The sequence below is a fragment of the Streptomyces sp. NPDC087428 genome (genome assembly GCF_044744085.1).
Taxonomy (GTDB): Bacteria; Actinomycetota; Actinomycetes; order Streptomycetales; family Streptomycetaceae; genus Streptomyces.
The window spans coordinates 3,086-16,931 of record NZ_JBIUXR010000023.1 but is presented as its reverse complement, the minus strand read 5'-3'; the positions used below and the strand labels follow the sequence as shown (position 1 = coordinate 16,931).

At 72.6% G+C, this 13,846-nt stretch carries 11 protein-coding genes; 5 read left to right on the top strand and 6 right to left on the bottom strand.

The annotated features are described in order from the left end of the window. Positions 1-5 precede the first annotated feature (5 nt). Positions 6-2,552, bottom strand: coding sequence for an FtsX-like permease family protein (locus tag ACIO3R_RS35935; protein WP_402111220.1), 2,547 nt, complete (start codon positions 2,550-2,552; stop codon positions 6-8). After that, entirely contained in the window at positions 2,546-3,280 is a 735-nt protein-coding gene (locus ACIO3R_RS35930) for an ABC transporter ATP-binding protein (protein WP_385030204.1), read from the bottom strand. The genes ACIO3R_RS35935 and ACIO3R_RS35930 overlap by 7 nt, the downstream gene beginning before the upstream one ends. A gap of 242 nt (positions 3,281-3,522) precedes the next feature. On the opposite strand from ACIO3R_RS35930, the gene ACIO3R_RS35925 reads away from it, so the two are divergent. The 3 genes from ACIO3R_RS35925 to ACIO3R_RS35915 all read left to right on the top strand — a co-directional run bounded on the left by ACIO3R_RS35925 (position 3,523) and on the right by ACIO3R_RS35915 (position 6,408). Next, entirely contained in the window at positions 3,523-4,812 is a 1,290-nt protein-coding gene (locus ACIO3R_RS35925; RefSeq protein ID WP_402111218.1) for a sensor histidine kinase, read from the top strand. Then, positions 4,812-5,456, top strand: a complete 645-nt coding sequence (locus tag ACIO3R_RS35920; protein WP_402111279.1) for a response regulator — start codon at positions 4,812-4,814, stop codon at positions 5,454-5,456. Before ACIO3R_RS35925 ends, ACIO3R_RS35920 begins: the two co-directional genes overlap by 1 nt. A 145-nt stretch (positions 5,457-5,601) precedes the next feature. Then, a complete protein-coding gene (locus ACIO3R_RS35915) occupies positions 5,602-6,408 on the top strand; it encodes an SDR family oxidoreductase (protein ID WP_385030199.1) in 807 nt (268 codons plus the stop codon). Between the two features lie 90 nt (positions 6,409-6,498). Here the strand turns inward: ACIO3R_RS35915 and ACIO3R_RS35910 are convergent, their stop codons facing one another. The 3 genes from ACIO3R_RS35910 to ACIO3R_RS35900 all read right to left on the bottom strand — a co-directional run bounded on the left by ACIO3R_RS35910 (position 6,499) and on the right by ACIO3R_RS35900 (position 8,862). Continuing rightward, complete coding sequence (locus ACIO3R_RS35910) at positions 6,499-7,089, bottom strand: HAAS signaling domain-containing protein (protein WP_402111216.1); 591 nt, start codon at positions 7,087-7,089, stop codon at positions 6,499-6,501. 231 nt (positions 7,090-7,320) lie between these two features. Then, the gene (locus tag ACIO3R_RS35905; RefSeq protein WP_402111215.1) at positions 7,321-7,989 is read right to left on the bottom strand and encodes an NADPH-dependent F420 reductase; all 669 of its coding nucleotides are present in this window, start codon (positions 7,987-7,989) and stop codon (positions 7,321-7,323) included. 60 nt (positions 7,990-8,049) lie between these two features. Further along, positions 8,050-8,862 (bottom strand): inositol monophosphatase family protein, encoded by an 813-nt coding sequence (locus tag ACIO3R_RS35900; protein WP_402111213.1) that lies wholly within the window; start codon positions 8,860-8,862, stop codon positions 8,050-8,052. Positions 8,863-8,978: 116 nt separating this feature from the next. Here ACIO3R_RS35900 and ACIO3R_RS35895 point away from each other — a divergent pair, with 116 nt between their 5' ends. Beyond that, the gene (locus ACIO3R_RS35895) at positions 8,979-9,890 is read left to right on the top strand and encodes a LysR family transcriptional regulator (protein WP_385030188.1); all 912 of its coding nucleotides are present in this window, start codon (positions 8,979-8,981) and stop codon (positions 9,888-9,890) included. A 1,361-nt stretch (positions 9,891-11,251) separates the two neighbouring features. Here the strand turns inward: ACIO3R_RS35895 and ACIO3R_RS35890 are convergent. Then, a complete protein-coding gene (locus tag ACIO3R_RS35890; RefSeq protein WP_402111211.1) occupies positions 11,252-11,638 on the bottom strand; it encodes an ArsR/SmtB family transcription factor in 387 nt (128 codons plus the stop codon). A 94-nt stretch (positions 11,639-11,732) separates the two neighbouring features. On the opposite strand from ACIO3R_RS35890, the gene ACIO3R_RS35885 reads away from it, so the two are divergent. Continuing rightward, positions 11,733-13,709, top strand: coding sequence for a heavy metal translocating P-type ATPase (locus ACIO3R_RS35885; RefSeq protein WP_402111209.1), 1,977 nt, complete (start codon positions 11,733-11,735; stop codon positions 13,707-13,709). Positions 13,710-13,846: the final 137 nt, after the last annotated feature.

Below are 13,846 nucleotides of genomic sequence, written 5' to 3'. Positions count from 1 at the left end.
CCCGGTCACGCGCGCGTGACCGCCAGTTCGACCGGCCGGGTGCGCAGCGCGAGCCGGGCGGGCAGCACGGCGAAGACCACGGCCAGGGCCGCGCTCGCCACCACCACGAGGCCGATGACCGCCCAGGGGACGACGACGCCGGACCCGACGCCGAGCAGTCCGAGCGCGGTCCGTACGCCGAGCAGGTTCAGCGCGGCGACGGCCGCGCCGAGCACCGCGCCCACCGCGACCACGGCCAGCGCCTCCGCCCCGACCACCCGCAGCACCTGCGCCTTCGTCGCCCCGGCGAGACGGAGCACCGCCAGGTCCCGCACCCGGTCCGCGGTGGCCATCACCTGGGTGTTGGCCAGCGCGATCCCCGTGTACACCAGGGCGATCGCCAGGATCATCAGCAGCCCGAGCCGGGTACTGCCGCCGGTGGGAGGGTGGCCGGCCCTCACCCACTGCGCCGTGGTCAGTACGTCGGTGCCGGTCGCCCGGCCGGCCGCGTACAGCGCTTCCGCCACGGCCGACCGGTCCGTGCCGCCCCGGACCCCGACGTCGATCCGGTCGATCCCGGCCCCGGCGGCGTTGTGCGGGGTGAGGTAGACGCCGTTGTTGCCCGTACCGGTGGAGAGCACGGCCACGACCCGCAGGGTGACCTTGCGGCCGTCGCCCAGCCAGACGCCGACGCGCTCGCCGATCGTCGTGGTCAGCCACTCCTCGTTGACGACGATGCCGCCGTCGTCGAGGTCGGCGAACCGGCCCGCCACCACCGGCAGCGCGGACACCGCCGCCGCGTCCGCCGGGTCCACCGCCCTGGCCTCGGAGCGGACGAGCGCCGTGCCCTCTTCGAGCACGGTCACGGAGGTGGAGCGCGAGGCGCTGACCGCGGCGCCGGGAATGTGCCGGGCCCGCTCGACGAACCGCGGGGAGAGCGGGGCGTGTTCGCCGTCCGCCGGGACCACGAAGTCGGCGGTGACCTGGGCGCGCGCCTCGGCGGCCCTGGCCGCGTCGATGGTGGCCGTCGTGCCCATGAGCGACGCGGCCAGGGCGACGGTGACGAGCACGGGGGCGGCGACGGCGGCCGTCCGGCGCAGCCCGGCGGAGGCGTTCTCCCTGGCCAGTACGCCGGTGGCGCCGGGCAGTCGGGCCGGCAGCCAGGTGAGGAACCGGGTGACGGGACGGACCAGCACGGGTGCGAACAGGGCGAGCCCGACGATCAGCAGCATCGGCTGGGTGAGGTACGTCTTGCGCCTGAGGACCCCGCCGGGGTCCTGCACGAGCGCGACGGCCACCACCACGGCCCCGGTCAGCAGTACGGCCGCGCCCAGCAGCACCCGGCTCAGCGGCATCGATGCGCTGTCGACGGCGGATTCGCGCAGCGCCTCGACCGGCCCGGTCCGGCCCGCCCGGTGCGCGGCGGTGACCGCTCCGGCCAGGGCCACGGCCAGTCCGGTCCAGAAGGCGGTGTGCAGCGGCCAGCTCTGGTCACCGATCGCGAACCAGCGGGGCGCGATGCCCTCGCCGGCCATCCAGGAGGCGAGCCGGGGCGCCCCGAGCAGACCGAGCCGGCAGCCCGCGGCCGACGCGAGTACGCCGACGAGGACGGCTTCCGCGTACACCAGCCGGCGCACCTGGCCGGGCGTGGCGCCCGCCGTGCGCAGCAGGCCGAACTCGCGGCGGCGCTGGGCCACCCCGTAGGAGAACGTCGAGGCGACCACGGAGACGGAGACGAACGCGGTGATGCCCGCGGCCGTGCCCAGCAGGGCGTTGACCGAGACCAGGGCCTCGGCGTCCCGGTCCGGATCGGGGTCGGCCCGGCGCCGGTCGTCGCCGGTGAGGACGGCCAGGCCGGAGTCCTCGCCCACGACCGCGCGCACCGCCGCCGGATCCGCGTGCACCACCACGGCGTCGATGCCGGGGGAGATCCTGGCGGCCTCGGCCGCGGTGAAGAACACCGCGCTCTCGAAGCCCGCCGGGCGCACCGTACCGACCACGGTCCTGCTGCCGCTGCCCGCCGGGGTGGTGACGGTGATCCGGTCCCCCGTACGCACACCGGAGTCGTCGCCCGCCGTCACGACGACCTCGCCGGCTGCGGCCGGGGCCCGTCCGGAGGTGAGCCGGTAGGGGGTGGCGGCCGCGACCGGCCAGGGGTGCCCGACGATCTCCGGGCGCTCGCCACCGCCGCGGTGTCCGCCGCCACCATTGGCGGCATTGCTGTGTCCGCCACCGTCCAGGACGGTGTTCCCGGCCGAGACGGGGAACGTGCGGTCCTGTGCCGTACGGCCGAGCCGGGCGAGCGCGGCGGCGAGTTCCGCGGGGACCGGCCGGGGGTCGGTGAGCTTCTGCGTCCGGACGCCGATCTGGGTGTCCACCCGCAGCCGGTCCTCGCCCCGGACCAGGACGGGGGCGGCGGCGAACCGCTCCGGGCCCCGGTGCGGGGCGTCGAACGTCGCCGCGAGCGCCATCCCGGTGGTGGCGACGATCCCCACGCCGAGGGCCAGCGCGACGAAGGAGCCGGCGAAGGTGACCCAGCGGGTCCGGATGCCCTGGAGCACGAGACTCAGCACGGGACCGCCGCCATCCTCGTCATACGCGCGGCGATCTCCTCGGCGGCCGGGGCGTGCAGTTCGCCCTGCACCCGGCCGTCGGCGAGGAACAGCACCCGGTCGGCGCAGGAGGCCGCGACCGGGTCGTGCGTCACCATGATCACGGTCTGGCCGCCGTCGACCATGGTGCGCAGCATCGTGAGCACCTCCCGTCCGGTGGTGGAGTCGAGCGCGCCCGTGGGCTCGTCACCGAAGAGCACGTCGGGGCGGGTGACCAGGGCGCGGGCCAGGGCCACCCGCTGCTGCTGCCCGCCGGACAGCTCACCGGGCCGGTGGCCCGCCCGTTCGCGCAGCCCCACCCGCTCCAGCACGTCGAGGACTTCGGCGCGCCTCGGGCTGCGGCCGGCCAGCCGCAGCGGAAGCGCCACGTTCTGTTCGGCGGTGAGGGAGGGCAGCAGGTTGAACGCCTGGAAGACGAAGCCGATACGGCTGCGGCGCAGCAGCGTCAGCCTCCGCTCGCTGAGCCCGGTCAGTTCGGTGTCACCGAGGAACACCCGGCCGCCGGTCGGCCGGTCGAGGCCGGCGGTGCACTGGAGCAAGGTGGACTTGCCGGAGCCGGACGGGCCCATGACGGCGGTGAAGGTGCCCCGCGGGATGTCCAGGCTCACTCCGTCCAGCGCGGTGACCGCGCCGGACTTCCTGCCGTAGGACCGGGTGACCGAGCGGAGTCGGACAGCTGCTTCATTCATGGGTACGAGCCAACCGCCTCCGCCCGTGCGGCACATCGCAGCGAGAGGGAGTCCCCGTGGTGGAGGCAGCTCCACCACGGGGGTCGAGTCCGCCGGGTGGTCCGGCTCCGGTGGTGGAGGCAGCTCCACCACGGGGGTCGAGTCCGCCGGGTGGTCCGGCTCCGGTGGTGGAGGCAGCTCCACCACCGGAGTCGAGTCCGCCGGGTGGTCCGGCTCCGCGGGCGCGTCCTACCGTTCCCCTCATGTCCTCCTCCCCCGGCCTGTGGCAGGCACTGCGGCAGCGCCACTACGTACGCGGCGGGTGGCCCTGGCGGGCCGCGCTCTATCTGCTGACGAGCGTGCCCCTCGGCATCGCGACGCTCACCGTCCTGCTCCTGCTGGCGGTCGCGGGCGGTGCGCTCACGGTGGTCCTGATCGGCATCCCGCTGCTGCTGACCCTGGTGCTCGCGGGCATCCCGCTGGCCGCGCTGGAACGCCGGAGGCTGGGCCTGGTCGACCCCCGGCCCCTCGCCCCGGCCCACCGCGAGCCGGACGGCACCGGACTGTCGTCCTGGCTGCGCACTCGTCTCCAGGAGCGGGCCACCTGGCGGGAGTTGGGGTACGCGCTGTTGTTCGCCCTGGTGCTGTGGCCGCTGGAGGCGCTGGCCGTGGGGACCGCCCTCACGGTCTGCGGCGGCCTGATCGCGGCGCCCGTGATGCTGGCGGCCAGCGGCGGCGAGGAGGCCCGGGTGCTCAAGATCTGGCTCGTCCACTCCTACCCGCCCGCCTTCGCGGCGCTGCTCGCCGGGGCGGTCCTGCTGCCGCTGTTCGCGTATCCGCTGGGGCTGCTGGCGGCCGGACGGGCGCTGCTGACCCGGCAGTTGCTCTCGCCGCCGGAGGCCGGGCTCGACTGCCAGCTCCAGGAGCTGGGCCGCTCCCGGATGCGGCTGGTGGACGCCTTCGAGGCGGAGCGCCGCCGGATCGAACGCGATCTGCACGACGGTGCACAGCAACGTCTCGTCGCCCTCTCGATGACGCTCGGCCTGGCCCGGCTGGAGAGCCCGGCGCAGCCGCTGGCCGGTCTGCTGGCCAAGGCCCACGAGGAGGCCGGGGTCGCCCTGGTGGAGATCAGGGAGCTGATCCGGGGCATCCACCCCCAGGTCCTCACCGACCGGGGTCTGCGGGCCGCCGTGGAGGACGTCGCGGACCGCTCGGTGGTCCCGGTGGACGTGGACCTCGATCTGCCGGACCGGCTGCTCGAAGCCGTCGAGACGGGGGTCTACTTCGCGGTCTGCGAGGCGCTGGCCAACGTGGCCAGGCACAGCGGGGCGAGCCGGGCCCGGGTGACCGGCCGGGCGGAGCGGGGACGGCTCGTGGTGGAGGTCACCGACGACGGTTCGGGCGGGGCCGTGACCAGCGACGGAACGGGACTTGAGGGGGTGGCCGACCGTCTCTCGGTGCTCGGCGGCCACCTGCTACTGTCCAGTCCGCCCGGCGGGCCCACGGTGTTCCGCCTGGAGGTCCCCGCCCCGCCCGCGAACAAAAGGACCTGATCGTGCGGATCGTACTGGCCGAGGACAGCGTGCTCCTGCGGGAGGGACTGGTCGGCCTGCTGGAACGATTCGGGCACCAGGTGGTGGCGGGCGCCGGAACGGCCGGCGAGCTGATCGCCGCCGTCACCGAACACCGCCCGGACATCGTCGTCACCGATGTACGGATGCCCCCCGGCTTCTCCGACGAGGGGCTGCGCGCCGCGATCGAACTGCGCACCCGGCAGCCGGACCTGCCCGTCCTCGTACTCAGCCAGTACGTCCAGCGCACCTACGCGGAGGATCTGCTCGACTCCGCGGACGGCAGGGGCGTCGGCTATCTGCTCAAGGAACGGATCGGCCACGTCGAGGAGTTCGTCGACGCCCTGCACCGGGTCGGCGCCGGTGACACGGTGGTGGACCCCGAGGTCGTCCGCCAGCTGATCCGGCACCGCAGGGACCCGCTGTCGCGGCTGACCGCCCGCGAGCAGGAGGTGCTGGCCCTGATGGCGGAGGGCAAGTCCAACGCGTCCGTCGCCGCGGCGATGACGGTCAGCGAGGGCACGGTCAGCAAGCACTTCGGCAGCATCCTCGCCAAGCTGGACCTGTCGCTGGACGACACCACGAACCGCCGGGTGCTGGCGGTACTGGCGTACCTGCGGGGCTAGCGGGACGGGCTTCGGCCGCCGCCGCTGAACTCCGCGCTGCCGGTACGGGCCCCGTGAGGAACGAGAGGCCACGATCGGTGGCCGGATACCGACGGGCTCCAAATGCTGTTGCGGGGAGTACGGCCGTCGAGAAGGATCCCGCCCTGTGACGACAGCCGCGCAGCAGCCCCAGCCCTCCCCGCGATCCCCCCGAGCCACCTCGCCCCGCCCCCTCGCGCTGATCACCGGCGTCGGCCGGACGGCAGGCATCGGCGCGGGCATCGCCCACCGACTGGCCGCCTCCGGCTGGGACATCGCGTTCAGCTACTGGACCCCCTACGACAGGCGCATGACCTGGGGCGAAGAACAGGGGGCGGCCACGACGATCGCCGCATCCCTCGCCGAACAGGGCGCGCGCACCGCGGCGATCGAGGCGGACCTCGTCGATCCCGATGCCCCGGCCCGGATCTTCGACGAGGCCGAACGCACCATCGGACCGGTCACCGCGCTCGTGCTGAGCCATGCGGAGTCGGTCGACTCCGGTCTCCTCGACACCACGGTCGAGAGCTTCGACCGGCACTTCGCCGTGAACTCCCGCGCCAGTTGGCTGCTGATCCGGGAGTACGGGCTGCGCTTCCGCGCCCCGGCCGGGACCGGCCGGATCGTGGCCCTGACCAGCGACCACACCGTCGGCAACCTCCCGTACGGCGCGAGCAAGGGCGCCCTGGACCGCATCACCCTGGCCGCCGCGCACGAACTGGCGCACCTGGGCGTGACGGCCAACGTCATCAACCCCGGTCCGGTGGACACCGGCTGGATGAACGAGGAGGTCGCGGAGTCCTGCCTCCGGGGCACCCCGCTCGGCCGGCTCGGAACCCCTCGGGACACCGCGCACCTGGTCGACTTCCTCTGCTCGCCGCAGGGCCAGTGGGTCAACGGCCAACTGCTGAAGAGCAACGGCGGCTCGGCCTAGCCGCTCGTCAGGGACGGTTCACGTCGGTTCACGTTTGTTCACGGCAGTTCACGTCGGTTCACGACGGTTCACGGGCGGTTCACGGGCGGTTCACGGACGCTTGGTACGCCACAGCCACCCGGCACCGGCCAGCGTCACGATGAATATCAGGGCGACGACCGACCAGTGCAGCGCCGGGTCCGCAGCGCTTCCGTCATCGGGGAGGACGAAGACGTACCAGCCGACCTTGATCACGAGGGGGACGAGAAAGGCCAGGCTCACCCCGGTCCATTTCTCGGCCACCGTCCAGTAGCGGGCCCGGCACACGATCACGACGGCGCCGACCAGGCCCGCGAGGGCTATCCAGTCCAGGATCACGTTCCCGCCCAGGTAGGGCAGGACGGTGCTGACCAGCAGGAGTACCAGGGGCAGCCACACCGGGGAGCGGCGCCGGCCCGGCTTGCGGGCGTTCGCTCCCGCGGTGCCGCCGCCGAGCTCCTGGAACGCCGTCGCGGCGATCGCGCGGGGGTCGCCCACCTCGCGCAGGATCTCGCGGGTACTGCCGGGCCGTTCGGCGAGCGCGACCTCGATGTGTTCGCCGAGGTCGGCGATGAGTTCCTGGCGGGCCGCGGGCGGCAGCGTCGACGTCTCGCGTTCGACTGCCGCGAGGTAGTCCCGCACCAGTGATTCATCGGTCTTCAAGAGTGTGCCCTTCCTGGTGCTCACCGAGCCCCGTGCCCGGCGTGAGGAGTGGTCGACGGCCCCACGGGAACCGGGCCGGATCGCGGTGAACTCCGCCCCGCCCGAGGGCCGACGGCTCACCCCACCCGGTTCCATGCATTGCAATGTACCAGGTGAGACCCCACACCGACCGGCCCGTCCGCGCCCCTCCCCCACCCCTTCACACGCCCCTCCCTTTCATGGCCTCGGCCGTCAGCGGGCGAGGGAGACGGCGAAGGGCTCGAAGCCGTTTCGGCGCAGAACGTGGGGCACGACCAGGATCATGGCCTCGGTGGCGCGGGCCGTGGTGATGCCACCGAGGTTCTCGATCCACGCGGACTGCCAGCCCAGGTCACTGAGCAGGCCGGTGACGGCCTGCTTCGCCGCCTCGTCGTCGCCCGAGACATAGGCGGTCGGCGGGGTTGCCAGGATTTCGGGTGCGGTCATGACCATGAACAACATGGTGTTGAGGGTCTTGACCACACGGGTGCCGGGGAGCGCGGCCTGGAGCTTCTCGGCGAGGCTGCTGCCGGGATAGCACAGCTCGCCGGGCAGGCCGTCGCCGGTCTCTCGGGTGGCGTTGGAGACGTCGACGAGGATCTTCCCGGCGAGCTCGGTGCGCAGGTCCGCGAGACGGCAGAGGGCGCTGTCGCCGGGCGTCGCGTTGATCACGATGTCCGCGTCGCGGGCGACGGTGCGCTGGTCGGACAGGGCAATCCGGGTGTCGCCCCCAGCAGTACCGGCGGCGGGATCGACGGCAGTACCGGCGGTGGCGGGATCGAGGCTCCGGACACCGAGGGTGACGTGGTGTCCGGCTGCGGAGAGTTTGCGGGCGAGGCTGCCGCCGACGCGGCCGGCGCCCAGGATGCCGATGCTGGTCATGAGGTGAAGCTCCTTGCGGTGTCGGGCGGGGCTGGTGGAGGTGGCAGGGCGGGTGACCGGTCAGGCGATCGGCGCGAGGACCTCGAGAGCGGCGGCGTGGATGCCGGGGGCGGCGGCGAGGAAGTCGCGGCTGCCCGCAGTCCAGGGTTCGCCCGCCAGGTCGGTGACGGCGCCTCCGGCCTCGGAGACCAGCAGGGCACCGGCGACCAGCCCGGAGCGGACGTCGGAGAACTGCCAGAACGCGTCCGTGCGGCCGGCGGCGACATGGATGAGCTGCATCGTGGCGGGAACCGACACGTGCACCACGAGACCGTGGACGAGCATGGCGGTGACGGAGTCGCCGATCCGCCGGAAGGTGCGCTCGCCCTCGCCGGGCCTGGCCTGACCGGTACCGACGAGGGCGGCACCCAGGTCGGTCTTGGCGGACACCTTCAGCGGCAGGCCGTTGAGGCGGGCACCGCCGCCGGCGACTGCGGTGTACGTGTCGCCGGTCAGCGGCAGGTGGACAACGGTGAGCACCGGCCGGTTGTCGCGGACCAGGGTGGCGGTGACGGCCCACTCCGGCAGGGCGTGGACGTGGTTGATGTTGCCCTCGGCGGGGTCCACGACCCACCACTCCCCGACCGGGAGCGCGCCCCCGGCCAGTTCGTCCTCGGCCCACCGCGATCCGCGCCGGGCCCGCAGCAGCGGCTCCCGCAGCACGTCCAGCACGGCGTCGTCGTTGGCGTGGATCTCATCGACCACCTCGTTCCGACTCACGCCCCGGGCGTGCGGGGCGTACCGGTCGCGCAGCGTGAGGCCGGCGGTCTCCACGGCGGCTGCCGTACGGGACATGAGCGTCGCGCCGGCGTCGAAAGGCATGGCTGTGCCCATGGCGGGCTCCTCGGGTTCGGGTGATGCGGGGCGGTTCGTCGCCCGCCCGCACTCCGAAGGTAGGCCGCCCGATGATTAGCGACAAGTGCATGCTTTTCACTCGTAGAGTTACTGTCATGCAACTGGATCTGAACCTGCTCACGGCCCTGGACGCGCTGCTGGAAGAGGGCAGTGTCGCCGGCGCCGCGGCCCGCCTCCATGTCACCGCGCCCGCGATGAGCCGCTCCCTGGGCCGCATCCGCAAGGCCACCGGCGACCAGATCCTGGTCCGCACCGGCCGCAGCATGGTCCCCACCACCCGCGCACTGGCCATGCGCGCCGAGGTCCACACCCTCGTGCAGCAGGCCCACCGCCTTCTGTCCGCGCGGCAGGAACTCGACCTGGCCACCCTGGACAGGGTGTTCACCGTGCGCTGGCACGACACCCTGACCACGGCCTGCGGCACCACCCTGACCGCGGCCGTGCACCACCGGGCCCCCGGCGTCCGGCTGCGCCTGTCCGCCGAACCCGGCACGGACACCCCCGAGCTGCGCCGGGGCGAGGTCGACCTCGAATCCAGCTCCGGCCGCCCGACGTCCCCCGACATCCGGCACCGCCTCATCGGCACGGACCAGCTGGTCGTCGCTGTCCGGCCGGGCCACCCGCTCACCGAGGCCCCGCTGAGCCCTGAACGCTACGCGGCCGCCGAACACCTCACCGTTTCGCGGCGCGGAAGCCTGCGTGACCCGATCGACGACGCCCTGACCGCGCACGGCCTCGAACGACGCGTCGTCGCCGCCGGCCCCACCGCCGCCTTCGCGCTGCAACTCGCGCTCGGCAGCGACCTGGTGGTCACCCTTCCCGACGCGGTCACCCGCACGGCCAGGGACCTGCTCGGCCTGGTCACGCTGCCACCGCCACTCCGGTTGCCCGACGTCCCGCTGTACTTGCTGTGGCACCAGCGCTACGACAACGACCTCGCCCACACCTGGCTGCGCGACCTGGCCACCGAAACCGTCCAGCCGCTGTTCGCACCACCGAACGCCTGACCGTCACAACGCCTGATCGTCGCGGCGCCCGATCGTCGCGGCGAACAACACCGGGCAGCAGAGGAAAACCCGAGGGAAGGGCCAAGGAAACAGAAAAAGCAAAAGCCCCAGGTCACGGCGAGTGAGTCCTGAGGCTTCCACAGAGCCGCCTTCGGGATTCGAACCCGAGACCTACGCATTACGAGACCGAGAGCGATCGTGCCGGGTGGTGCCGCACGATGCTTCCTGATGACGTTTTCCCAGATCAGACCACATGCGCCGGTCTTCCGCGTGCGGCCTCGTATTGGCTCGTCCAAAGGCGTCTGTCCACCGACTGTCCACCGGAGCGCCCCTCCGGGCGGTTTTCATTGACCATTCACTCGCGCGCGTGAGACGACCCGAACCGATGTGGGCCCTCCGTCCGACGCGCTTGTCAGGGTCTCACAACTGCTGCACGCGCTCTCGGCGACCAACTCGCCCGATGGCGCGCCCCAGCCGGTGCGGGTGGTGTGGCGCGCGAACCCACGCAGACGGTGCCCTCGTACGGAACCGATTCAGCGCTCGTCGGGCGGGGTGGTCCACAGGCGGCCTGTGCCGTCCACCACTCCAGCCACTTCGGATCGTTCAGGATTCTGTCGGGGTCAGAAATGCCGAGCGCTTCGAGGAAAACGACCAGGTCGTAATCGGAGTAGGCGGTGCCCAGGATCTCGTCACGGCCTCGGCGGTGAACCGTGACTCGTCGGCCGCCCACCGCCGAGGGGCGATGGACGACGATCGGCGCGCTACGCATGCGCTCCACAAGGAAGTCCGTATCCCCGACCGGCCATTGCTCGCGCTGTCCATCGATCACCCTGCCCGCCGGACGGCCGGGGTCGCGCTGCGGACGCTGCGCTGAGCCAGTTCCTTCAGCTCCATCCGGGCAGCCGGGGTTCCGGCTGGCCCTCTCCAGAACGGGTGGCCGGCGATGCGGGCCGACAGCTCCAGTAGACGGCGGCGGCCTTCGGTCGGGCTGGCAGCCGGGGCATCATCCGCGAGCTGCCGGTAGGTGCTGTACCAGGCGGTCTGGTCACGTAGGAGGTCGGATGGAAAGTCGTACGGGCGCATAGCAACTATTAGATCGGATGTTCGATTCCAAGGGCAACCGGCCACGCGGATCGACGCGCAACGTCACCGCCCATGTCCCGGACCATCGAGGATGAACCCGCGCCAAGGCACTCACGGAGAATGCGCGACCGTTGCGCTGGGCAGCTGGCCTGATGTCGGCCTTTTGCAAGGCGCGTGCCGCACGGCCTCGCCGCACGGGTGCCGACGGTACCCACCCCGGGGAGCGGCGGACGTTCGGGGTGGGCCGGGCAATTCACCGGTGGATGCAGGTGCCCTCGTCAGTGGCCGGCAGTGACGGCGGATTCGGCGGCGGACGTGTCGTGCAGTCCGAGACGCAGGTGTTCGACGTGGTAGAGGGCCTGGTCGAGGAGTTCGGCGACGTGGTTGTCGTAGAGGGAGTAGACGATGCTGCGGCCCTGGCGTTCGCCGGTAACCAGGCCAAGGTTGCGCAGTAGGCGGAGCTGGTGGGAGCAGGCCGAGTTCTCCATGCCGACCGCTTCGGCGAGGTCGCCGACCGAGCAGGGGCCTTCCTGGAGCCGGGCCAGGATGTAGAGCCGGGAGGGTGTGGCGAGGGCCTGGAGAGTGGCGGCAACGTCGGAGGCGCCCACCGCGTCGAGGCGTTCGCGGGTGTTGCCGCTACTGGTGGTATCGCGTCCATGGCCCATAGCCCCATCATATCGACGACAAGTGAAGACCTGTTCATGTGTTCCTGTACGGTGGAGGCATTGCGTCGTCCCGCCCGTGAAGGGTTGTTTTGTCATGTCTTCCGTTCTGGACCAGCGGTCCGCGCCGCCCACCGGCGGCCCCCGCCCGGCCCCTCCCCGCCGCCGTACCCGACTGCTCGCGTTGCCGGAGGCCCGGTGGGCGCTCGCTTCTCTGGTGCTGTTCCTGCTGTCCCTGCCCGTCTACCTGCTGGACGGTCCCGGCTGGCTGTGGGGGACGCTGTTCGCCGCCACGTACGTCACCGGCGGGTGGGAGCCGGGGTGGGAGGGGCTGAAGGCCCTGAAGGACAGGACGCTGGACGTGGACCTGTTGATGGTGGTGGCCGCGCTCGGGGCCGCCGCGATCGGCCAGGTCCTCGACGGTGCACTGCTAATCGTTATCTTCGCCACCTCCGGCGCCCTGGAAGCCGTCGCCACCGCCCGGACCGCAGACTCCGTGCGTGGCCTGCTCGACCTCGCCCCCACCAAGGCGACCCGGCTCCTGCCGGACGGCACCGAGGAGACGGTGGACACCGGACGCCTGGCGGTCGGGGACACCATCCTGGTCCGGCCCGGAGAGCGGGTCGGTGCGGACGGGCAGGTGATCGACGGGGCCAGTGACGTCGACCAGGCCACCATCACGGGCGAGCCGCTGCCGGTCGCCAAGCAGACGGGGGACGAGGTGTTCGCCGCTACGGTCAACGGCACCGGGGCCCTGCGGGTGCGTGTGGAGCGCGATCCGTCGGACTCGGTGATCGCCCGGATCGTGAAGATGGTCGAGGAAGCCTCCGAGACCAAGGCGCCCACCCAGTTGTTCATCGAGAAGATCGAGCAGCGGTACTCGATCGGCATGGTCATCGCGACCCTCGCCGTCTTCGGTATCCCGCTCGCCCTCGGTGACACGCTCGATTCGGCCCTGCTGCGGGCGATGACCTTCATGATCGTGGCCTCGCCGTGCGCGGTGGTGCTGTCCACGATGCCGCCGCTGCTGTCCGCCATCGCCAACGCCGGACGCCGGGGCGTGCTGGCGAAGTCCGCCGTCGTGATGGAGCGTCTCGGCGAGATCGACACCGTCGCCCTGGACAAGACCGGCACCCTCACCGAAGGCGTCCCCTACGTCACGGACCTTCGCCCGCTGTCCGGCAGCGACCTGGACGACACCGCGCTCCTGACTTTGGCCGCTTCCGCCGAACACCCCAGCGAGCACCCGCTCGCCCGCGCCGTCGTTACCGCCGCCCGCGAGCAGAATCTCGCCCTGGCCGACGCCGACGACTTCACCTCCACCCCCGGGCAGGGCGTCACCGCCTCCATCAACGGCCACACCGTCACCGTCGGCGCGCCCGCCCACCTCCTGGCCTCCGACACCGGCGAGCAGTACCAGGAGGTGGTGGCCGAACTGGAGGAGGCCGGGCGTACCGCGGCCGTCGTCGTCCGCGACGGCGTTCCGGTGGGCGTGCTGGGAATCGCGGACCGACTGCGATCGGACGCGGCGGCCACTGTCGCCGCCCTCACCCGCCTGACCGGCCGCACCCCCGTCCTGCTCACCGGCGACAACGAACGCGCCGCCCGCCGCCTGGCCGCCGAGGTCGGCATCACCGAGGTCCGCGCCGGGCTCCTGCCCGAGGACAAGGCCGCCGCCGTCAAGGAGTGGGAAGCTCAGGGACGCAAAGTGCTGGTCGTCGGTGACGGCGTCAACGACGCCCCCGCCCTGGCCGCCGCGCACTCCGGAATCGCGATGGGCAAGGCAGGCTCCGACCTCGCGCTGGAAACCGCCGACGCGGTCGTGGTCCGCGACGAACTGGCCACCATCCCCTCCGTCGTGCAGCTCTCCCGCACCGCACGCCGCCTGGTCATCCAGAACCTCGTCATCGCCGGAGCGTTCATCACCGCCCTGGTCGCCTGGGACCTGATCGGAAACCTCCCCCTCCCGCTCGGGGTCGCCGGCCACGAAGGCTCCACCGTCATCGTCGGCCTCAACGGCCTGCGCCTGCTGCGCGAAACCGCCTGGCCCCGCCTCACCAAGGACACCGCGTGAGCAAACGCACCCGCCGTGGCGCCCCCCCCCCCGGGGGGGGCCCGCCCCCCCCCCCCCCCCGCCGGGGGGGCGGGGGGGGGCCCCCCCCCCCCCCCCGCCGCCCCCCCACCCCCCCACACCCCCCCCCCCCCCCCCCG